The following is a 20,521-nucleotide window of genomic DNA, read 5'->3' on the forward strand; positions in this document are numbered from 1 at the left end:
GATTCTGACCATGAACCGACCTTCCCGCCTTGCCTCACCCGTCGTCGAGCTTCGGCAATACACGCTGAAGCCAGGGCAGCGCGATACGCTGATCGCGCTGTTCGATCGGGAGTTCATCGAAACGCAGGAAGCGACGGGCATGACCGTCATCGGCCAGTTCCGCGGTCTCGACCGCCCCGACATGTTCGTCTGGCTGCGCGGTTTCGAGGATATGGAGACGAGAAAGGACGCGCTGAGCGCCTTCTATGGCGGCCCGGTCTGGACAGCGCATCGGGATGCCGCCAATGCGACGATGATCGATTCCGACAACGTGTTGTTGCTCAAACCGGCATGGCGGGGTGCGGAGTTCGACCTCTCAGACTTACAGCGGCCGACAGCCGCCGAAGCTGAAAGTATGAACGGCGGAAGGTGTTTGCCTGGCTTTGTTGAGATTTCGATTCATCATTTGCAGCGAGGCGCCGAGGCCGGTCTTGCCGGGCGTTTCGAGGCGGCGGCGGTTCCGCTGCTCGCGGCAAATGGCGCCCGGCTGCTCGGCGCCTTCGTCAGCGAGCATGCCGAAAACACCTTTCCGCGTTTGCCCGTGCGTGCCGCTGAAAACGTCTTCGTCATCGTCGCAGGGTTCGACGATGGCGATGCCCACGCCGGCCGTCGGGCCGCCCTCGCCGCTTCGCCGGCATGGCGGGCGATCCATGAAGCCTTGCAAGCCGCTTCCACAAAGCCGGCAGAGACGTTGCGTCTGACGCCTACGGCCCGTTCGCTGCTGAGATAGTCACGCGGTCGGCAGCATGCCCGCTATTGCCTCGGCGACAAAGGCCGGGTCTTCCCAATGCGGGTTGTGACCGCAATCCTGTGCCCACACCAGACGCGATCCGGCCAGCGCGTCAGTCAGTGTGTGCTGGTGCGCCGCGCCGAAGAGCGGGTCGCGCCCGCCGGCGATGATCAGCGTCGGGACCTGCACGGCCCGTGCCGCGGCGGTCAGATCGGTGCGGCGGACTTCTTCGAGAATGGCGCGCCAGCGCGCCGCGGGAATCGCGGATGCGTCCTTCGCGAGGCCGGCGAGAAAGGCCCGCGGCACACCTGACCGGCAGGCATGCCACCAGTCATAGAAAGGATCGGACGGCGAGATCGGATCACGAAGCGCTGCCACGCCATCGATCAGTTGGTGATGCGATCCGAAATCGGGCCTCAGCGTGCTGGCCACGATCACCAGCCCACTGACCAGTTCCGGATGCCGAGCGGCCAGCGCGATCGACACCATGCCACCCAGCGAATGCCCGACGACGACCGGTCGCTCGAGCCGCAGGCGCCGGATCAGCCCCGCCATGTCGTCGGCGAAACCAGCGACGCCAAAACCCTCACCCGCCTGCGAGCCACCGTGGCCACGCAAGTCCGGCATGATCAGCCGGCGGCCGGGAAGATGCGGCGCCAGCAGCGAGAAGCTGCGGCTGGTGTCGGTGAAGCCATGCACAAGGACAAGCGGCGGCTCCGAACCGGCGATCTCGACATAGGCAAGGTCGAGACCGCCGACCTCGGCGATGCGCTTGCGCCCGGCCCAGGCGGCCTGCTCTACCTCCCGCTCCTCAGACTCCGATCGCGCCGGCCTCACAGTCCGAGCTTTTCCTTGACCGCGGCAAGGCCGGGCTTGCCATCGAAGGTGGTGACGCCGGCCAGCCACGCATCGAGGCGATCCCTGTGCAAGGCGATCGACTTCAGCGCCCCGTCCTCCGGCTTCATGCCGTCATTGATGAGGTAGCCCATGCCGACATTTTCCATGTCGATGTCGAAGGCAAGGTTCTTCAGAAACTTTGCGACGTTGGGACATTCCTGCAGGAAACCCTTGCGCACCTGGGTGGTCACGGTGGCGGCGCCGAAATTCGGGCCGAAGAACTTGTCGCCGCCGGTCAGATATTTGAAGTCGTACATCGTGTTCATCGGATGCGGCGCCCAGCCCTGGAAGACGATGAACTGCTTCTCCTTGATCTCGTAGCCGACCTCCGAGAGCATGCCGGCCTCGCTCGATTCCACCACCTGCCAGCCGTCGAGGCCGTATTGCGGATCGGCAATGGCGTCCATCATGAGCTGATTGGATCCGGGCTCGATGCCATACATCTTCTTGCCGAACTTGTCGGCGAACTTGTGCAGGTCCGACAGGTCCTTGACGCCGGCATCCCAGACATAGGTCGGCACGGCGAAAGTGTATTTGGCGCCGACCAGGTTGACGCGCACATTCTCGATCGAGCCGTCCTTCTTGTAGGGCTCGTAATAGGTGACCATCGCCGGATCCCAGTAGCCGAGGAACAGGTCGAGGTCTTTGTTCTTCATCCCCTCATAGATGACGTTGATGCCGAGCACTTCGCTCTGCGGCTCGTAGCCGAGCGCCTGGAGCAGCACCTTGGCCACGCCGGTGGTGAAGGCGAGATCGTTCCAGCCGGGCTCGGCCATGCGGACCGTTTTGCAGCTCTCGGCCTCGGCGGCCCGGGCCGGCTGGGAGGCCAGCATCAGGGCCGTGAGACAAATCCCATTCGCAAGCATGCGCAACATTCCGGTTCTCCTCATCGCTTTTGACCTCTTGGTCTATTTATTGTCCCACTGGTCAATTGTTGATCTGGACGGACGAAAATGTCAACATGGATTCGCCATGCATGGATCGGTCCCGTGAAACTCACGCGCCTCAGCGACATACGCCGCAAGGAGCTGCGGCAGGCGGCCTTCGTCGTTCTGGAGCGCGAAGGCATCGCCGGCGCGACGCTGGAAAAGGTCGCGGCCCAGGCCGGCGCGTCGAAGGGCATCGTGCTGCATTATTTCCGCAACAAGCAGGAGCTGTTCGAGCACGCCATGCGCGAGGCCAACGCCGTGCTCTGTCACGCGGTGGTCGCCAGGCTTCAGCGGGCGCGGACGCCGATGGAACGGCTGGATGCGGTGATCGAAGGCAATTTCGAGGAGCATTTGTTCCTGCCGCCGCTCTGCCATGCCTGGCTGTCACTCTGCGCCGAGGTGCCGCGCGACGAGAAATTGGCACGTATCCAGAAGGTGATCCACGCGCGCATGCGTTCGAACCTTTTATCCGGCCTGCGCGGCCTCGCTGCGCCGGAACTGGCCGAGGAGATCGTGCTTGGCGTCACCGCTTTGATCGACGGGCTATGGCTCAGGCTCGGCCTGCAGCCGGGCAGCGTCACGCGCGAGCAGGCGGTACGCCAGGTCAAGGATTTCGTCGCGGGGCGGCTAAGTGTGCGCCAGCCCGCGCCGGTCGGGTTAGCCTCAGCCGGATAAGGTTCATACCAGCGATCGCTCCCGCGCTTGACCGTCCGCGTTGCTCAGCGCTGCACTCCCGCTCCAACGGCAGCTATACCCCCGGGAGAGCACTTGCGGTGCCGTCCCAGTCCTTGAAGCCGAGCGTTCCCACCTCATCGAGTATCTGCTCGCGGATCCAGCGATGCGGTGGCTCATCATCGCGGCGGGCGTGCCAGTACATTCTGACCGCCGGCGATGGTATCGGGATCGGCGCCCGATAGATGCCGATCGGCAGGGATTTTGCCGCCGCTACAGCGAACTGCGTGGGAACCGCGGCCAGATAAGGCCCGTTCGCCACGGCCAGCGCGACGGCCTGGAAGTGCGGCAAAGCAAGCATGACGCGGCGCGCCCGGCCCATCCTGCCCAGCGCATCGTCGGTGAAGCCCGACATCGATCCATCGATGGAGCGCAGCGCATGCGGCAGCGCGCAGAACAGGTCGAGTGGCACCTCTTCGCCCTCGGCGATGCCGGCCTGGCCGAGCGCCGCATTGTCCTTCGCCGCGACAATGGCGAAGGGCGAGCCGAACAGCGCCACGCTTGAGACCCACTCCGCGACCTCCAGCGGGCGCTCCAGCGCAAGGTCGATCCGATCGTCCTGCAACAGCTTCGAGACGTCGCCGATGGCGCTGTCGAGGAAACGGAACGATACGCCGGGCGCCACCGCCGCAATGCGCGCGGCGAAGGGCGGCATAAGCAGCATTGAGAAGAAATCCGCGCCCATGAAGGTGAATGTCCGTTCCAGCCTTGCCGGATCGAAATCGGTCGCCAGCTGAAAGGCGCGCTCGATCTCGCGCAGCGCCGCGCGCACCGGCTCCGCCAGGCTTTCGGCGCGAGGCGTCGGCACCATGTCGTTGCCGCGGCGCACGAAGAGCTGGTCGTTGAGCGCATGGCGCAGGCGGTTGAGCGCGGCGCTCACAGCCGGCTGGCTGAGGCCGATCTGCTCGCCGGCGCGCGTCACGCTCTTCTCGCGCAGCAGCGCGTCGAGCACCCTCACCAGATTGAGGTCGAGCGCGTTCAAATTCATCGCATCAATCCGCCCCATACGATCATTCGATTTCCATCACCGGCTCGTCCTTGCTTAGGTCGCCGTCGAAGCCGCTTTGTCGGCACTCAACAAGGGAGAGCAATGATGACAATGATCAACACGACGATCGCAGGCAAGGAACTCCTCTGGTTCAACAACACGCTCGTTGCCATCCAGGTTTCGTCGGCCGACGGCGAGGACGGCATCTGCATCATCGAGCACCGCCAGCCCTACGGCGATTCCGCGCCGCTGCACGTGCACCGCAATGAGGACGAGGTGTTTCATATCCTCGAAGGCCGGATACGTTTTGTCGTCGACGGCCGCGAGCGGCTTGCCGGCGCGGGCGAAACGGTGCTCGCTCCGAAAGGCCTGCCGCACACTTACAAGGTCGAGTCTCTCGAAGGCGCCCATACGCTCACCGTCACGCGCGGTTCGGATTTCGAGACGATGGTGCGCAAGGCTAGTCGCCCTGCGGAGCGAGCCGAACTGCCGCCGGCGGCAGCGCCGACGCCGGAGATGATTGAGGTGTTGACGAGCCTGTGCGCCGAGAACGGCATCGATATTGTCGGGCCGCCGCTGGGGTGCTGATCTCCCCCCTTGTGGGGGAGATGGCCGGCAGGCCAGAGAGGGCGCTGTCCCGCCAGCCCTTCGCTCCTGTTCGAAACAGCCCGAAGGATTTCCAAACGCCGTGATCCTTCGCGCCCCCCTCTGACCTGCCGGGCATCTCCCACGAGGGGGAGATTGGCCGTCACCGCCGTCTCGCCCGAAGCGAGAAGGAAGAGGCGCCCTTCAACCGATTTGCATCTTCCCCGCCCGCAATCTCCGCTTGATGCGGTTTGTGCAACGCGATACGCCGTTGCCCAAATCGACAGACGGAGACTTGCCGTGAGCGCTGAAAAGACCAGAACCGAAACCGATACGTTCGGTCCCATCGAGGTGGCGGCCGACCGCTATTGGGGCGCGCAGGCGCAGCGTTCGCTCGGCAATTTCAAAATCGGCTGGGAGAAGCAGCCGGCCTCGATCGTGCGCGCGCTCGGCATCGTCAAACGTGCCGCCGCGGAAGTGAACATGGAGATGAAGCGGCTCGATCCGGCCATCGGCAAGGCGATCGTCGACGCTGCGCAGGAAGTCATCGAAGGCAAGCTCGACGATCATTTCCCGCTGGTCGTGTGGCAGACGGGTTCGGGCACGCAGTCCAACATGAACGCCAACGAGGTGATCTCCAACCGGGCGATCGAGATGCTCGGCGGTGTCATGGGTTCGAAGAAGCCGGTGCATCCGAACGACCACGTCAACATGAGCCAGTCGTCGAACGACACCTATCCGACGGCCATGCACATCGCCTGCGCCGAGCGGGTCGCGCATCACCTGATCCCTGCGCTGCATCATCTGCACAAGGCGCTCGACGCCAAGGCCCGCGCCTTCAATCACATCATCAAGATCGGCCGCACGCACACGCAGGACGCCACACCGCTGACCCTTGGCCAGGAATTTTCCGGCTATGCCGCGCAGGTCGCCTCCTCGATCAAGCGCATCGAGCAGACGCTGCCCGGCCTGCAGGAACTGGCGCAGGGCGGCACCGCCGTCGGCACCGGCCTCAACGCGCCGGTCGGCTTCGCGGAAAAGGTGGCGGACCGCATCGCTTCGATCACCGGCATCGCCTTCGTGACCGCGCCGAACAAGTTCGAGGCGCTCGCAGCACACGATTCCATGGTGTTCTCGCATGGCGCGATCAACGCGGCGGCAGCAGCCCTCTTCAAGATCGCCAACGACATCCGCCTGCTCGGCTCCGGCCCGCGCTCGGGCCTCGGCGAGCTGTCGCTGCCGGAAAACGAGCCAGGTTCCTCGATCATGCCGGGCAAGGTCAACCCGACCCAGTGCGAGGCGCTGACGCAGGTCTGCGTGCAGGTGTTCGGCAACAATGCAGCGCTCACCTTCGCCGGCAGCCAGGGCCATTTCGAGCTCAATGTCTACAACCCGCTGATGGCCTACAACTTCCTGCAGTCGGTGCAGCTGCTGGCCGACGCCTCCGTCTCCTTCACCGACAATTGCGTGGTGGGCATCGAGGCGCGCGAGGACAACATCAAGGCAGCACTCGAGCGCTCGCTGATGCTGGTGACGGCGCTGGCGCCGACCATTGGCTACGACAACGCCGCCAAGATCGCCAAGACCGCGCACAAGAACGGCACGACCTTGCGTGAGGAGGCCTTGGCTACCGGCTTGGTCAGCGAAGCCGATTACGATCGGCTGGTGCGGCCGGAGGACATGACGCATCCGGGGTAAGCACAGCTCCCCCATTCGACAGTTGCAGGCTGCCGCAGCCGATTTTGTCATTCAGGGCGAAGCAGAAGCAAAGCTCCGTCGCGGAGACGCTGGAATCCCTGCCGTTACCTCGGGCATGGGCACAGCGGAGCAGAATCTCCACCGCGGCGGCCGCTTTGAAGTCATGGAATGGATCCTCGGGTCTGCGCCGCGTCGCTTCGCTCCTTGCTTCGCCGTGGATGACGAAGCGATAGGGATTTTGCGGCAGCACAGTTTACTGCCTCATACCAATCCGCCGACATGATTTTCGCGCCCTCCCGGCAGATATCGAAACATCTTTCTGTGAACAATGTGTCGTCGCATAGGCGGCTTTGGTGAACAGTCCACATCGTCTATCTGACTGGGTATTCAACCCATTCGGAGAACCGCCATGTCCATCAACTCTTCCGTCGCCGGTACCGGCGCCCAGTCCAACAGTTCCACGACGATCCTGCTCGGCCGCATCCTGCTCGCGGCCATCTTCCTGCTTTCCGGCTTCGGCAAGCTCACCGCCATTTCCGGCACCGCCGGCTATTTCGGCGCGATGGGTCTGCCGGTGCCGACCGTGACGGCCGTTGTTGTCGGCCTGATCGAATTGCTTGGCGGGCTCGCTGTCCTGCTCGGTTTTCAGACCCGGATCGCCGCTTGGGTGCTTGCGATCTTCACCATTGCGACCGCTCTTGTCGCCCACACCGGTTGGGCCGATCAGAACCAGATGATCCATTTCATGAAGAACCTCGCCATCACCGGCGGTTTCCTGCTGCTCGCCTCGTCCGGCGCCGGCGCTTATTCGATCGACGCAAAGCGCGCCTGAGGCACTGTTGTTTGACGCAATTCCAGACGGAAAACCGCTTCGCACTTTTCCTGGAATTGCTCCCCTCCCAAGCCTTAAACGCGAGCGGCGCGGAATTTTCCGCGCCGCTTTTTCGTTGCAGGCGTAGACTGCAGCGGCAGCCGGCCTCATACGCCGGCAAGGGAGGTCGGCCATGTTTCGCAACGCGTTGCTTCTGGTCTCACGGCTTCTGTTGGCCGCGCTCTTCGTGCCGTCGGGCTTCCAGGCGCTCACCAATATCGGCGGCACGATCAGCTATTTCACGGGCCTCGGCCTGCCGCTGCCGACCTTGGCCGCCTGGGGCACCGGTCTGTTCGAGCTGATTGCCGGGCTTTTGATCCTTGTCGGTTTCCAGACGCGGATCGTGGCGCTTTTGCTTGCGGCCTTCTGTGTGGTTGCAGGTTTCATCGGCCATTACGGCCAAGGCGGTGAAGATGCGACCCTCGCCTTCCTGCACCAGCAGATGCTGATGAAGGACGTCGCCATTGCCGGCGGCTTCCTGGCGCTCGCCATGGCCGGCGCCGGCGCATGGTCGGCTGACGGGCGTGGGTTCGGGATCGGCGCCGACGTCACCTGATCCGTTACTTCACCGAAACGCTCGGCCCGCCCTCGACCGCCAGCACGAGGCGGCGGTTGGTGATACGTGCCAGTTGCGCCAGCCGGCCGGCTGGGCGCTCACCATAGAGGTCGGAAAGCGAGGCCGGCAGCACCAGGGCCAGCGTGCCGTTGCCGCGGCTTTCCCATTTCAGCCGCGGCATTACGCCGGGCATCGCCGCGGTGAGCAGATAGACCACGCGCATCATCGCCGCCAGGACGCGGGCGCGCTCGAGCAGCCTGGGCGGCGCCAGCGCTTTGATCTCCGGCGCGATGCCGTCGTTGAAGATGCCGTCATGGCGGTAGGCGTTGGCCAGGGCCAGATAGGCGCGGCCGGGATGGTCGACGCCGATGAAGGAAGCATGCGCAATGATGTTGAGCGATTGCCTGCCGCGATATTCGGGATGCGCGCGCCAGCCGATATCGGCGAGCAGGCAGGCGGCATGGCGGTAGCGCGCCTCGTCCTCCGTCTCGTCGATGCCGAAGGCCTTGAACGCCTTGCCGGTCCATTCGACCAGGTCATGCGCATGGTGCACCGAGCGCGAGCGTAAGAGCGCCAGTTCCTCCGCGGCCGAGATCAGCGGATCGGATTTCTGCTCCTCGGCGTCGAGCAGCGAATAAAGGAACCCCTCGCGCACGCCTTGCGCCGAGACGACGATCTTCGAGGGCTGCATCGCCGTCATGATCTCCTGCAGCACGACCGCGCCGTAGGGCAGCAGCGAGCGGCGGTTCTTGGAGACGCCCTCGATGCCCCTCACCTTCTCGACCTCGCCCTTGGCCACCTGCTTCAGGAAAGCCTGCGCGCTGTCGGCCGAAATCTCGTAGTTGTGCATGACGCCAAGCGGGTAGTTGGTCATCTCCATGTGCAGCCTGGCAAGGTTTCGCCAGGTGCCGCCGACGGCGTAGAAGACCCTGCCCTGCCCACCCTTGAGCAGCTTTGCCCGCGCCAGTTCCTGGCGCGCGATCTTCTGCGCCTGGACGAGCGAGTTCTTCGCCATATCCTGCAGGCGCAGGCCGCCGAGCGGCAGCGTGATGCCCTCGCCGATCGTTTCGCGATTGATGTCGATCAGTTCGAGGCTGCCGCCGCCAAGGTCGCCGGCGATGCCGTTGGCCGGATGGAAGCCGGAAATGACGCCGAGCGCCGAATAATAGGCTTCCTGACGACCGGTGAGCACGCGGATCTCGGTTTTCAGAACGTCCTCGGCGCGGTGGATGAAATCGGGGCCGTTGCCTGCCTCGCGCGCCGCCGCGGTGGCCAGCACATACATATGCTCGGCGCCGGCTTGATCGGAAAGCGCGCGAAAACGGCGGAATTCCTCCATCGACCGCGTCACCGCCTCGGGGTCGAGCTTGCCCGTCGAAACGATGCCGCGGCCGAGGCCGGCCAGCATCTTTTCGTTGAACAGAAGCGTGGGCGAGCGTGCCAGCCCCTCATAGACGACGAGGCGGATCGAGTTCGATCCGATGTCGATGATCGACAGCGGGCGCCGGTCCTGAAGCCGGCCCTGGGAAACTGCAATCACGCGGCGCCGTTCTTCTTGCGGCGCTTGAACTGGGCGATGCGCTTGGGCGCATGCGATTTCAGCGCGTCGCCCCGTCCGGAGAGGCTCGGATTGGTCATGAAATATTCCTGCGCGTTGAACGGTTCTTCGCCTTCCTCCAGCACAACGCGCCGGGAGGTGCCGTCAGCCAATACGTCGAAACTTTGCTGGTTGTCCATGATGTTGCCCAGCATGATCTGGCCAAGCACCTGTTCATGCACAGTTGGATTGGTGATCGGCACCAGGGTCTCGACGCGGCGGTCGAGATTGCGCGGCATCATGTCGGCCGACGAGATGTAGACGACCGCCTCGTCCGACGGCAGGCCGTGGCCGTTGCCGAAGCAGAAGATGCGACTGTGCTCGAGGAAGCGGCCGACGATCGATTTCACCCTGATATTCTCGGAAAGACCCGGCACCTGCGGCCGCAGACAACAGATGCCGCGCACGACGAGGTCGACCTCGACGCCGGCGCGGCTGGCGTCGTAAAGCGCGTCGATGATGGTCGGATCGACCAGCGCGTTCATCTTCATCCAAATGCGCGCTGGTCGGCCTTCGCGGGCATGGACGATCTCGTCCGAGATGTGTTTCAGGATGCGGTTGCGCAGCGTGAAGGGCGACACGGCAATGCGCATTTCCTCCGCCGGCTCGGCATAGCCGGTGATGAAATTGAAAAGCTGCGCGACATCGCGCGCGATCGTCGGGTCGGTGGTGAAGAAGGACAGGTCGGTGTAGATGCGGGCGGTAACCGGGTGGTAGTTGCCGGTGCCGAGATGCACGTAGTTGCGCAGCCGGCCATCCTCGCGGCGCACGATCAAAGACATCTTGGCGTGGGTCTTCAGCTCCAGGAAGCCGAACACGACCTGCACGCCGGCGCGTTCGAGGTCGCGCGCCCAGCGGATGTTGGCTTCCTCGTCGAAGCGCGCCTTGAGCTCGACAAGTGCCGTGACCGACTTGCCGGCCTCGGCGGCGTCGATCAGCGCGCGCACGATCGGGCTGTCGTTGGAGGTGCGGTAGAGCGTCTGCTTGATCGCCACCACTTCCGGGTCGGCGGCGGCCTGGCGCAGGAACTGCACCACCACGTCGAAGGACTCGTATGGATGATGGACGACGATGTCCTTCTCGCGGATGGCGGCGAAGCAGTCGCCGCCATGCTCGCGGATGCGCTCGGGAAAGCGCGGATTGTAGGGCGTGAATTTGAGGTCGTCGCGCGGAATGGCGACGATCTCGGAGATCTGGTTGAGCGCCAGCGGACCGGTGAGCACGCTGATGCGGCTCGACGAGACGCCGAGCTCGCCGGCGACGAAGTCCCGCAACGCGGCCGGCATCAGCGTGTCGAACTCGATGCGGATCACCGAGCCGCGGCGGCGTCGCTTCAGTGCCGTTTCGAACAGGCGCACCAGGTCTTCCGACTCTTCCTCGACCTCGATGTCGCTGTCGCGGATGATGCGGAACGTGCCGGAGCCCTTGACCTCGTAGCCGGGGAAAAGCTTGCCGATATAGATACCGACCACTTCCTCCAGCGGAATGAAGCGGACATGGTTCTTGCGGTCGGGGAGGCGGATGAAACGCTTGAGCGCCACCGGCAGGCGCAGCAGCGCGCTCATCTCCTCGCCATTCTTGCGATGGCGCAACTGCAGGGCGATGGAAAAACCGAGATTGGGAATGAACGGAAACGGATGCGCCGGGTCGATCGACAGCGGCGTCAGCACCGGGAAAACCTGCTCCTGGAAATGCTCTTCCAGCCAGGCCTTCTCGTCCTTGGTCAGCGCATCGCGGGTGATGCTTTCGATGCCTTCCTTGTTGAGCAGGACCATCAGCGCCGAGAGGCTCTTCTGCTGGTCCTCCTGCAGGCGCTCGACCTCGCGCAACAATTGCTCGAGCTGCTGCTCGGGCGTGCGGCCGTCCGGGCTTTTCAGCGCGATGCCCTCGCGCACCTGGCCGGCAAGGCCGGCGACGCGGACCATAAAGAATTCGTCGAGATTGGCTGCCGAGATCGACAGGAAGCGGACGCGCTCGAGCAGCGGGTGATGCTCGTTCAGCGATTCCTCCAGCACGCGGCGGTTGAATTGCAGCCAGGAGAACTCGCGGTTGACGAAACGGTCGGGATTGCCCCCGTCCGGGCTTGCCGCTTCGACGGTGATGAACTCGCTCTGCACAGGCTTCAGTTCGTTCATGGTTTCCCGCTCTTGCCCGCAGCCGTCCCTAGGAGGCGCCGCATATTGCCGTTCAACGACGCTCTAGCATGTCTTTGTGACGCATGATCATCACGGAATCGCTCCGACACCGGCCCCATGCGCTTAACCGGCTCAACTTATCCTCTGCCAGCCTTTTGCGACAGTTTGATTTCATCGATCTTGCAAACGGACCTGTTATGCTCCAGATGCAGACTGGTCACACCCACTGGCCGAACCCAATTGGAGACGACGATGGCAGGCGGCAGCATTCCCCATTTCCAGAACGACGCGGGCCACCCGGTCATCGAGATCGGCGTCAAGGAATTCATGTGCACCGGCGCCAATCCGCCTTTCGACCATCCGCATGTGTTCCTCGACATGGGCGACGACAATGAGAAGGTCTGCCCCTACTGTTCGACGCTCTACCGCTATTCAGCGTCGCTGAAGGCGACGGAAACGCAGCCGGCCGGCTGCCTCTATGTCGACCAGGCCGCCTGACCCTGCAGATCACGAACGACTGCTAGATCATGGCTGAAACACGGTCCCGGCAAATCGTCATCGCCGGGGCTGGCATCGCCGGGCTGACGGCGGCGCTTGCCTTTGCCGAGCGCGGCTTCCCGGTAAAATTGTTCGAGCAGGCAAAGCAACTCGAAGCGGCCGGCGCCGGCCTCCAGCTTTCCCCCAACGCGACCCGCATCCTGCGCCGGCTCGGCGTGCTCGACCGCCTGCTGCCCAACGCGATCCGGCCGCAAGCGGTGGTGCTGAAGGACGCGGGAAGCCTGCGCGAGCTGGCGCGTGTGCCGCTCGGGGAAGCCGGAGAAAAACGCTGGGGCGCGCCCTACCTGGTGGCGCACCGCGCCGACCTGCAGGCAGCGCTGATGGCCACGGCGGCGGACCGGCCAGATATAGAGCTTGTCACCGGGGCGCGCGTGACCGGTATCGCCCTCGACCCGCAAAGCGTGACCGCGACGGTCGAGATCGACGGCAAAGCGACGAGTGTCACGGGCGGCCTGCTGATCGGAGCGGACGGTGTTTGGTCTTCGCTTCGCGCGGGGCTTGCCAGGACGGCCGGCTTTGCGGCGAGCCGCTTTTCGGGTGAGCTCGCCTGGCGCGCGACGGTCCCTGCGGAAAGTGCCGCCGGCCAGGCCTTTGCGCAAATCGGCGCCGCAAACTGCATCACCACCTTCCTGCATCCCGGCTTCCACATGGTCGCCTATCCGGTGAGCAAGGGCCGCGCCTTCAACCTTGCGGCCTTCACCAAGGGCGAGCGCATCGCCGAAGGCTGGTCCGGCCATGCGGACCCTGCGATCCTCTCAGGCGCCATCCAAGGCACGGCGGCGGCACTGTCGAGGCTGGTGGCACTCGCCGGCCCCTGGACGGCGTTCCCCATTCACACGGTCGAGCAGCGCCGCTGGGCAACGCCGGACGGCATCGCGCTGATCGGCGACGCCGCGCATGCCATGACGCCGTTCGCGGCCCAAGGCGCGGCGATGGGGATCGAGGACGCCTCGATGCTCGCCAATCTGGTCGCCGATTTTCCGGGCGATCCAAGGCAGAGCCTGACGGTTTGGGAGAATCTCAGACGGCCGCGCGTCGAAAAAGTGCTGAAACGCGGCGCGCTCAATCGCTTGGCCTGGCATGCCAGGGGACCGATGGCGATCGTCCGCAACTTGGTGCTGGCGACGCGGCCGGCGGAGAAGCTCGCCGCGGACTTGGACTGGCTCTATGGCTGGGAGGAGCGGAAGGTGGTCAGGCGGTAGAGCGGCAGACGACCGGATAGGCGGGGCGAAGGAACGAGGCGCTCGCCAATTGCTACTAAAGCGCGTCGCGCTGAAGCGGATTCAGGCGACGCGCTTTAGCCTTTGTTTTCATGCATGTCGTTATCGCAAAACCGCTGCACACTTTTGCGCGACATGCATTAATCATACAACCGCAACGACCACCACAGCGTCACCGGCAGCGGGTTCCACCATCCCGTGCGCAGGCCGGCGGTGCGCAGCGCAGCCGCCGTCCAGGTGTTGCAGCCGACCAGGGCGTTGAAATGGCCGTTGGCTTCGTAGAAGCGGTCGTAGGTTGAGTACCCAGCATTCTCGATCGCCATCGGGCCACCGGGCCCCTGCCGAAAACTCGCCGCGATATGGTCGAGCAGCGCCGCAAAATGCGCTTCGTCGATGTCGAAGCCGGCGACGGCGGGATGCTGCTCCTTGATCGCGCCGGCGACATCGACATGCATCACCGAAGCGTCGATGGTGAGCGCTTTCAACACCGGCGCGGCCTTCAGCTGCGACCATGTCGGGGTCTCCAGATAGAAGGCGCGGCCGCCCCAGCCGAAGACGATGTAGCGCGCCCCTGGCGCCTCGATCGGCAGACCGGCGTCGGCGAGGAAGGCAAAGCGCCGGCGCACGCCATCATCGAGGGGCACGGCGATGTCGGTGTGGATCGGGTTCCTCAGCACCAATATGTGCCGCGTCCCCTCGCCTCGGGCGGCGGCTGGCCAGAGCGGGCGCGGCACCAGCGTGCCGAGCGCGGCGGCAAGCACCACCGCTACGACGAACATTGCCAGATATCGCAGGAATTTTCGCATCAGGCGCGGTAAGCCGGCCACATTTGTCGCAGCTCTCGAGATTGGCCGAACCCGTTCGTGACTTCGTCATCCTCGGGCTTGACCCGAGGATCCATGCCGTGACCTCTGCCTTAGGGCGCGACGGTGCAGAATTCTGAACCGCAGCAACACCTCGATGTCACAGCATGGATTCTAGGGTCCGCGCCGCGTCGCTTCGCTCCTTGCTTCGCCCTAGAATGACGAAGCCGAGGGGTGGTTCGAGCAACCTCCGAGCAACCTGTTACCGGGCTCCGCCTCAGTGCAGGATCTGGCTGAGGAAGAGCTTCGTGCGCTCATGGCGCGGATGGTCGAAGAACTCGGCCGGCGTGTTCTGCTCGACGATCTGGCCCTGATCCATGAAGATCACGCGATTGGCGACCTTGCGGGCAAAGCCCATCTCGTGGGTGACGCACAGCATGGTCATGCCTTCTTCCGCCAGCCCCACCATCGTCTCCAGCACTTCCTTGATCATCTCCGGATCGAGCGCCGAGGTCGGCTCGTCGAAGAGCATGATGCGCGGGTTCATGCACAGCGAGCGCGCGATCGCCACGCGCTGCTGCTGACCGCCCGAGAGCTGGCCCGGATATTTGTTGGCCTGCTCCGGGATCTTGACGCGCTTGAGGAAATGCATGGCGATCTCCTCGGCCTGCTTCTTCGGCATCTTGCGCACCCAGATCGGCGCCAGCGTGCAGTTCTCGAGGATGGTGAGATGCGGGAACAGGTTGAAATGCTGGAACACCATGCCGACCTCCCGGCGCACTTCGTCGATCTTCTTCAGATCGTTGGTGAGTTCCTTGCCGTCGACAATGATCTTGCCCTTCTGGTGCTCCTCCAGCCGATTTATGCAGCGGATCATGGTCGACTTGCCGGAACCGGACGGACCGCAGATGACGATGCGCTCGCCGCGCATCACCTTGAGGTTGATATCCTTCAGCACATGGAACTCGCCATACCATTTGTGCATGCCGACGATGTCGATGGCGACATCGGTAGTGGAGATGTGCATCTTGGCGGCGTTGACCTTGATTTCTTCCGCGCTGACGGCGTTTTCGGTGGCCATAACCTGTTCCCTTTTTATCGTTTATAGCCGGTGTCGAGCCGGCGTTCGGTGTACATTGAATAGCGCGACATGCCGAAGCAGAACAGCCAGAATACGAAGGCGGCAAAGATCAGGCCGGACTTCGCGGTCTGCGGCGTCGCCCAGTTGGCATCGGCGAAATTCTGCTTCACCACGCCGAGCAGGTCGAACATCGAGATGATCAGCACCAGGCTGGTGTCCTTGAACATGCCGATGAAGGTGTTGACGATGCCGGGGATGACCAGCTTCAGCGCCTGCGGCAGCACGATCAGGCCCATTTTCTGCCAGTAGCCGAGGCCGAGCGAGTCGGCGCCCTCATACTGGCCCTTCGGGATCGCCTGCAGGCCACCACGAATCACTTCGGCCATATAGGCGGCGGCAAACAGCGACACGCCGATCAACGCACGCAGATATTTGTCGAAGGTAACGCCCACGGGCAGGAACAGCGGCAGCATGACGCTGGCGAAGAACAGCACCACGATCAACGGGATGCCACGCACCGTCTCGATAAATATGACACTAAGCACCTTGATGATCGGCATCTTCGAGCGCCGGCCGAGCGCCAGGATCACACCGAGCGGCAACGACACCGCAATGCCGACAAAAGAAAGGCTGAGCGTGACCAGCAACCCACCCCAGCGCGCAGTCTCGACAGCCGGCAGGCCGAACACACCGCCGAGCAGCAGGAAGAAGGCGACGACCGGCAATCCTGCGAAAAGCAGGATCGCGTTCAGTCTTTTGCCCGGCACGCGCGGGATCAGCATCGGCACCAACAGCACCACGAACAGGATGGCGACCAGGATCGGCCGCCAGCGCTCCTCGATCGGATAGGTGCCGAACATGAACTGGCCGAACTTGGCGTTGACGAAGGCCCAGCAGGCGCCGGTCCAACCGTCGGGTTGGATGCCGCCTTGTGTGACGGTGGTGCAGACGGTGCGGTCCGGCCCGGTCCACTGGGCATTGAGGAAAGCCCAGCTGATGACCTGCGGCAGGATCCACAGCACAATGGCGATGCCGAGAATTGTGAGGACGGTGTCGCCGACCGAACCGACCAGGTTCTTGCGCACCCAGGCATAGGCGCCGCGTTCGGTAGGCGGGGCCGGCTGCGCAAGCGCCATCTCGGTGCGCACCCAGGACATGTCGTGTTCCTGCATGGCCCTACCTCTCCACCAGCGCCATTCTGGCGTTGACGATGTTCATGACAAAGGACGTCACCAGGCTCAGCACCAGATAGGCGATCATCATGATGAACACGCCCTCCACAGCCTGGCCGGTCTGGTTGAGGACCGTGCCGGCGGTGGCGGTAAGGTCCGGATAGCCGATGGCGATCGCCAGCGAGGAGTTCTTGGTCAGGTTGAGATACTGGCTGGTGAGCGGCGGGATGACGATGCGCATTGCCTGCGGGATGACCACAAGCCGCAGGATCGGACCGGAGCGGAGGCCGAGTGCCGCCGCTGCTTCGCTCTGGCCTTTGCTGACGCCCCTGATGCCGGCGCGCACGATCTCGGCGATGAAGGCCGCCGTGTAGAAGGAGAGCGCCAGCAACAGCGACAGGAATTCCGGCTTGACCCAGAAGCCACCGGTCAGGTTGAAGGTCGACTGCTTCGGAAAATCGAAGGTGAGCGGCATGCCGCTAAGCAGGTAGGCCAGCACCGGCAGGCCGACGATAAGCGTGACCGATGTCCAGAAGACCGGAAATTGCTGACCGGTCGCCTTCTGCCGCTGTCGCGCCCTGTGGGCGACGAACCAGGCCATTGCAATGGCGAGCAGCAGTGCGACGCCGATCAGCCAGGAGCCATCCCCCCAAACGGCGCGCGGAAAATAGAAGCCGCGCTGGTTGAGGAAGGAGCCGAAAGGCAGGTGGATGCTCTCGCGTGGCGGCGGCAGCACGGCCAGCACGCCGGAATACCAGAAGAAGATGACCAGCAGCGGCGGGACGTTGCGGAATATCTCGACATAGACGGTGCAGATCTTGCGGATCAGCCAGTTCTGCGACAGGCGGCCGATGCCGATGGCGAAGCCCACGATGGTCGCAAGCACGATGCCGGCGACGGCAACGATGATCGTGTTGAGCAAACCGACGACCAGCGCGCGGAAATAGGTCGAGTCAGACGTATAAGCGATCGGCGTGTCGGAAATGTCGAAGCCGGCCCTGCTTCTGAGGAATTGGAAGCCTGAAGCGATGTGCAGGCGCTGAAGGTTCTCGATGACGTTGTTGACGATCCACCAGATCGAGCCAAAGAGGAGGATCACGACCAGCGTCTGAAAGAACAGGCTGCGTATTCTCGGGTCATTGATGAAGGAGCCGCGACTCGGCTCCCCGCGAAGAATTTCCTGCGAAGCCATGGACCGTCCCCTGGAAAGAGAAACCGGGAGGCAGACGACCTGCCTCCCGGATCACGTTTCAATCAGCGGATCGGCGGACCGTATTGCAGGCCGCCCTTGGTCCACAGCGCGTTGATGCCGCGCGCGATCTTGAGAGGGCTGCCCGAGCCGACATTGCGCTCGAACATTTCGCCGTAATTGCCGACCGCCTTGACGATGTTGACAACGAAGTCGTTGGAGAGGCCGAGATCGGCACCGTACTTGCCGTCGGGTTCAGTGCCGAGAAGGCGCTGGATGTTCGGATCGGTCGACGTCTTCATCTCGTCGACATTGGCCTGCGTGATGCCGGCTTCCTCGGCGTTGAGCAGCGCGAAATAGGTCCAGCGCGCGATATGCGCCCACTGGTCGTCGCCCTGGCGCACGGCCGGGCCGAGCGGCTCCTTGGAAATGATCTCGGGCAGCACGACATGGTCGGCCGGCGAGGAGAGCGTCAGACGGATGCCATAGAGGCCGGACTGATCGGTGGTGTAAGCATCGCAGCGGCCGGCGTCATAGGCGGCGTTGACCTCTTCGAGCTTCTCGAACACGACGGGGTTGTACTCCATCTTGTTCTTCTTGAAGTAGTCGGCGAGGTTGAGCTCGGTCGTGGTGCCGCTCTGCACGCAGACGGCGGCGCCCGAAAGCTGCAGCGCGGAGTTCACGCCGGGCAGTTTCTTGGCGTTGATCATGAAGCCCTGACCGTCATAGTAGGTGATGCCGACAAAATCGAGGCCGAGCGCGCTGTCGCGGTTGCTGGTCCAGGTGGTGTTGCGCGACAGGATGTCGATCTCGCCTGACTGCAGGGCGGTGAAACGCTCCTTGGCGCTGAGCGGCGTGAACTTGACCTTGGAGCCGTCACCGAAGACAGCGGCCGCAACGGCGCGACAGAAGTCCGCGTCGATGCCCTTCCAGTCACCCTTGTCGTCCGGCGCCGAGAAGCCGGCGAGGCCGGTCGAGACGCCGCACTGGATAAAGCCCTTCTGCTTCACGGTATCGAGCGTGCCGGCCGAAGCGGCGGACGCCATGAACCCGAGCGCGGCGGCGCCAAGAATGCCGATTGCAATGTGTTTCATGACCCACAGACCCTTTTCTGTTACAGGCGCCCCTATCGCCAGGCGACGCTTGATCTTTTTTCGTTTGTGAACGCAGCTCCCACTTCAAGGCCCACTCCCGGACCCGCATCGGTTGCCGATGCGCTGCCTCCCATTCACGAAACGCATCGAAGGCGATTATTCCTGTGAGGTCAAGGGAAATGACCGATTCCAGAGAGGTTTGAAAAGCAATTGCCGCAAATGCCTGAATTGCGGACAAGAGCACATGAAACCGGCAGGCGATGCGAACAAATCAGCCAAGTTGCGCCGCCGCGAATCGGTGGTCCGGCGCCAGAATCCGCAGCGGCAATAGCGGTGCTTTACTGGGCTTGCGCGCCTTTGCATTGGCCCAGCGGAAGATCGGCTTTTGGCGGGCTCGGCGCGGTTGCGCCGGCATTGCCGCCGCTTTATGGCTGGTCCGCTGACATCATTCGACAGGCGACGAACCATGGCTAGAGACGGCATCGAAATGGGCATCAACACGCTGCTTGCCCATTCGGGCAACAACCCGCACGACTATTTCGGCTTCGTCAACCCGCCGATCGTGCATGCCTCGACAGTGCTCTATCCCGACGCCGCTTCGATGGCCGGGCGCAGCCAGAAATACACTTACGGCACGCGCGGCACGCCAACGATGGACGCGCTGACGCTCGCCGTCGATGCGCTGGAAGGCTCGGCCGGCACGATCGCGGTGCCTTCCGGGCTGGCGGCGGTGACGATACCGCTACTCACCTTCCTTGCCGCCGGCGACCACCTGTTGATCGTCGACAGCGTCTACCACCCGACGCGCCACTTCGCTGATACGATGCTGAAGCGGCTCGGCGTCGAGGTCGAATATTACGAGCCGCGCATCGGCGCCGGCATCGTATCGCTGATCAAACCAAACACAAAGGTGGTGTTCACCGAATCGCCGGGATCGAACACCTACGAGGTGCAGGACATCCCGGCTATCGCCAAGGCTGCGCATGCTGCCGGCGCTATCGTGATGATGGACAACACCTGGGCGACGCCGCTCTATTTCAAGCCGCTCGACCATGGCGTCGACATCTCGATCCATGCGGCGACGAAATATCCGGCCGGTCATTCCGACGTGCTGCTCGGCACGGTGTCGGCCAACGAGACCCATTGGAAGCAGCTTTATGATGGCTTCTGCACGCTCGGCTGCTGTTCGGGACCCGACGACATTTACCAGGTGCTGCGCGGCTTGCGCACGATGGGAGTGCGGCTCGAGCATCACCGCAAGAGCGCGCTCGAGATCGCGGGCTGGCTGGAAGAGCAGCCCGGCGTCGCGCAGGTGCTGCACCCGGCTCTGGAAAGCCATCCCGACCATGCGCTCTGGAAGCGCGATTTCTGCGGCTCCAGCGGCATTTTCTCGATCGTGCTCAACGGCGGCGGGCAGAAGGCGCAGCATGCCTTCCTCGATGCGCTCAAGATCTTCGGTCTCGGCTATTCCTGGGGCGGCTATGAGAGCCTCGCCGTTCCGGTCTTCCTCGGCGACCGCATACTTGCCAGGGGTTCGTATGCCGGCTCGCTGATCCGGCTGCAGGTCGGGCTGGAAGATGTCGAGGACCTCAAGGCCGATATTCTGCGCGGGCTGGCAGCGGCAGCCGCGGCCGGGTGACAGGCTGA

The 20,521-nt window shown here is 63.7% G+C and carries 19 protein-coding genes; 9 read left to right on the forward strand and 10 right to left on the reverse strand.

The window, feature by feature from the left end:
• The first annotated feature begins 10 nt into the window (after positions 1–10).
• Complete coding sequence (locus FJ417_RS28530) at positions 11–769, forward strand: NIPSNAP family protein (RefSeq protein ID WP_140785746.1); 759 nt, start codon at positions 11–13, stop codon at positions 767–769.
• Here the strand turns inward: FJ417_RS28530 and FJ417_RS28535 are convergent, their stop codons facing one another.
• Together FJ417_RS28535 and choX are read right to left on the reverse strand one after the other, a co-directional pair.
• A complete protein-coding gene (locus tag FJ417_RS28535) occupies positions 770–1,606 on the reverse strand; it encodes an alpha/beta hydrolase (RefSeq protein WP_140785747.1) in 837 nt (278 codons plus the stop codon).
• Positions 1,603–2,541: a choline ABC transporter substrate-binding protein gene (choX, locus tag FJ417_RS28540; RefSeq protein ID WP_140785748.1), complete on the reverse strand. Its 939-nt coding sequence runs from the start codon at positions 2,539–2,541 to the stop codon at positions 1,603–1,605. The genes FJ417_RS28535 and choX overlap by 4 nt, the downstream gene beginning before the upstream one ends.
• Before the next feature lie 78 nt (positions 2,542–2,619).
• Between choX and betI the strand changes: the two genes are divergently transcribed.
• On the forward strand, positions 2,620–3,270 hold the full coding sequence (gene betI / locus FJ417_RS28545) for a transcriptional regulator BetI (protein WP_140785749.1): 651 nt from the start codon (positions 2,620–2,622) through the stop codon (positions 3,268–3,270).
• 73 nt (positions 3,271–3,343) lie between these two features.
• Here the strand turns inward: betI and FJ417_RS28550 are convergent, their stop codons facing one another.
• Positions 3,344–4,315 (reverse strand): LysR family transcriptional regulator, encoded by a 972-nt coding sequence (locus FJ417_RS28550; protein WP_140785750.1) that lies wholly within the window; start codon positions 4,313–4,315, stop codon positions 3,344–3,346.
• Positions 4,316–4,420: 105 nt separating this feature from the next.
• On the opposite strand from FJ417_RS28550, the gene FJ417_RS28555 reads away from it, so the two are divergent.
• From FJ417_RS28555 to FJ417_RS28570, 4 genes are all read left to right on the forward strand, one after another.
• Positions 4,421–4,903: a cupin domain-containing protein gene (locus FJ417_RS28555; protein ID WP_140657019.1), complete on the forward strand. Its 483-nt coding sequence runs from the start codon at positions 4,421–4,423 to the stop codon at positions 4,901–4,903.
• A gap of 297 nt (positions 4,904–5,200) precedes the next feature.
• Positions 5,201–6,598: a class II fumarate hydratase gene (gene fumC / locus FJ417_RS28560; RefSeq protein ID WP_140785751.1), complete on the forward strand. Its 1,398-nt coding sequence runs from the start codon at positions 5,201–5,203 to the stop codon at positions 6,596–6,598.
• A gap of 409 nt (positions 6,599–7,007) precedes the next feature.
• Positions 7,008–7,430 carry a DoxX family protein gene (locus FJ417_RS28565; RefSeq protein WP_140710710.1) on the forward strand — a complete coding sequence of 141 codons (423 nt, stop codon included), beginning with the start codon at positions 7,008–7,010 and terminating at the stop codon, positions 7,428–7,430.
• Positions 7,431–7,602: 172 nt separating this feature from the next.
• On the forward strand, positions 7,603–8,025 hold the full coding sequence (locus tag FJ417_RS28570) for a DoxX family protein (RefSeq protein ID WP_140785752.1): 423 nt from the start codon (positions 7,603–7,605) through the stop codon (positions 8,023–8,025).
• Positions 8,026–8,029: 4 nt separating this feature from the next.
• Here the strand turns inward: FJ417_RS28570 and ppx are convergent, their stop codons facing one another.
• Positions 8,030–9,565: an exopolyphosphatase gene (ppx, locus tag FJ417_RS28575; RefSeq protein WP_140785753.1), complete on the reverse strand. Its 1,536-nt coding sequence runs from the start codon at positions 9,563–9,565 to the stop codon at positions 8,030–8,032.
• A complete protein-coding gene (locus tag FJ417_RS28580; protein WP_140785754.1) occupies positions 9,562–11,757 on the reverse strand; it encodes an RNA degradosome polyphosphate kinase in 2,196 nt (731 codons plus the stop codon). The genes ppx and FJ417_RS28580 overlap by 4 nt, the downstream gene beginning before the upstream one ends.
• 252 nt (positions 11,758–12,009) lie before the next feature.
• Here FJ417_RS28580 and FJ417_RS28585 point away from each other — a divergent pair, with 252 nt between their 5' ends.
• Both FJ417_RS28585 and FJ417_RS28590 read left to right on the forward strand, forming a co-directional pair.
• Positions 12,010–12,255 carry a zinc-finger domain-containing protein gene (locus tag FJ417_RS28585; protein WP_140656878.1) on the forward strand — a complete coding sequence of 82 codons (246 nt, stop codon included), beginning with the start codon at positions 12,010–12,012 and terminating at the stop codon, positions 12,253–12,255.
• A 29-nt stretch (positions 12,256–12,284) separates the two neighbouring features.
• A complete protein-coding gene (locus FJ417_RS28590; protein ID WP_140785755.1) occupies positions 12,285–13,517 on the forward strand; it encodes an FAD-dependent monooxygenase in 1,233 nt (410 codons plus the stop codon).
• A gap of 158 nt (positions 13,518–13,675) precedes the next feature.
• Here FJ417_RS28590 and FJ417_RS28600 read toward each other — a convergent pair whose 3' ends face one another.
• From FJ417_RS28600 to FJ417_RS28620, 5 genes are all read right to left on the reverse strand, one after another.
• Entirely contained in the window at positions 13,676–14,341 is a 666-nt protein-coding gene (locus FJ417_RS28600) for a TIGR02117 family protein (RefSeq protein WP_140785756.1), read from the reverse strand.
• Positions 14,342–14,615: 274 nt separating this feature from the next.
• Entirely contained in the window at positions 14,616–15,419 is an 804-nt protein-coding gene (locus tag FJ417_RS28605; protein ID WP_095768430.1) for an amino acid ABC transporter ATP-binding protein, read from the reverse strand.
• A 14-nt stretch (positions 15,420–15,433) separates the two neighbouring features.
• Positions 15,434–16,591 (reverse strand): amino acid ABC transporter permease, encoded by a 1,158-nt coding sequence (locus tag FJ417_RS28610; protein ID WP_140641002.1) that lies wholly within the window; start codon positions 16,589–16,591, stop codon positions 15,434–15,436.
• Positions 16,592–16,595: 4 nt separating this feature from the next.
• Entirely contained in the window at positions 16,596–17,783 is a 1,188-nt protein-coding gene (locus FJ417_RS28615) for an amino acid ABC transporter permease (protein WP_140785757.1), read from the reverse strand.
• A gap of 62 nt (positions 17,784–17,845) precedes the next feature.
• Complete coding sequence (locus tag FJ417_RS28620) at positions 17,846–18,874, reverse strand: amino acid ABC transporter substrate-binding protein (protein WP_140640998.1); 1,029 nt, start codon at positions 18,872–18,874, stop codon at positions 17,846–17,848.
• Between the two features lie 466 nt (positions 18,875–19,340).
• Between FJ417_RS28620 and FJ417_RS28625 the strand changes: the two genes are divergently transcribed.
• The gene (locus tag FJ417_RS28625) at positions 19,341–20,513 is read left to right on the forward strand and encodes a cystathionine beta-lyase (protein ID WP_140785758.1); all 1,173 of its coding nucleotides are present in this window, start codon (positions 19,341–19,343) and stop codon (positions 20,511–20,513) included.
• Positions 20,514–20,521: the final 8 nt, after the last annotated feature.

The organism is Mesorhizobium sp. B3-1-7 (genome assembly GCF_006439385.1).
In the GTDB taxonomy this organism is placed as follows: domain Bacteria; phylum Pseudomonadota; class Alphaproteobacteria; order Rhizobiales; family Rhizobiaceae; genus Mesorhizobium.

Coding starts and splice junctions, on each gene's coding strand:
- FJ417_RS28555 (WP_140657019.1), top strand. CDS start 4,421: ATGACAATGATCAACACGACGATCGCAGGCAAGGAACTCCTCTGGTTC.
- FJ417_RS28590 (WP_140785755.1), top strand. CDS start 12,285: ATGGCTGAAACACGGTCCCGGCAAATCGTCATCGCCGGGGCTGGCATC.
- FJ417_RS28565 (WP_140710710.1), top strand. CDS start 7,008: ATGTCCATCAACTCTTCCGTCGCCGGTACCGGCGCCCAGTCCAACAGT.
- FJ417_RS28530 (WP_140785746.1), top strand. CDS start 11: ATGAACCGACCTTCCCGCCTTGCCTCACCCGTCGTCGAGCTTCGGCAA.
- FJ417_RS28570 (WP_140785752.1), top strand. CDS start 7,603: ATGTTTCGCAACGCGTTGCTTCTGGTCTCACGGCTTCTGTTGGCCGCG.
- FJ417_RS28580 (WP_140785754.1), bottom strand. CDS start 11,757: ATGAACGAACTGAAGCCTGTGCAGAGCGAGTTCATCACCGTCGAAGCG.
- FJ417_RS28620 (WP_140640998.1), bottom strand. CDS start 18,874: ATGAAACACATTGCAATCGGCATTCTTGGCGCCGCCGCGCTCGGGTTC.
- choX (WP_140785748.1), bottom strand. CDS start 2,541: ATGTTGCGCATGCTTGCGAATGGGATTTGTCTCACGGCCCTGATGCTG.
- FJ417_RS28550 (WP_140785750.1), bottom strand. CDS start 4,315: ATGAATTTGAACGCGCTCGACCTCAATCTGGTGAGGGTGCTCGACGCG.
- FJ417_RS28625 (WP_140785758.1), top strand. CDS start 19,341: ATGGCTAGAGACGGCATCGAAATGGGCATCAACACGCTGCTTGCCCAT.
- FJ417_RS28610 (WP_140641002.1), bottom strand. CDS start 16,591: ATGCAGGAACACGACATGTCCTGGGTGCGCACCGAGATGGCGCTTGCG.
- betI (WP_140785749.1), top strand. CDS start 2,620: ATGTCAACATGGATTCGCCATGCATGGATCGGTCCCGTGAAACTCACG.
- FJ417_RS28585 (WP_140656878.1), top strand. CDS start 12,010: ATGGCAGGCGGCAGCATTCCCCATTTCCAGAACGACGCGGGCCACCCG.
- FJ417_RS28605 (WP_095768430.1), bottom strand. CDS start 15,419: ATGGCCACCGAAAACGCCGTCAGCGCGGAAGAAATCAAGGTCAACGCC.
- FJ417_RS28615 (WP_140785757.1), bottom strand. CDS start 17,783: ATGGCTTCGCAGGAAATTCTTCGCGGGGAGCCGAGTCGCGGCTCCTTC.
- FJ417_RS28600 (WP_140785756.1), bottom strand. CDS start 14,341: ATGCGAAAATTCCTGCGATATCTGGCAATGTTCGTCGTAGCGGTGGTG.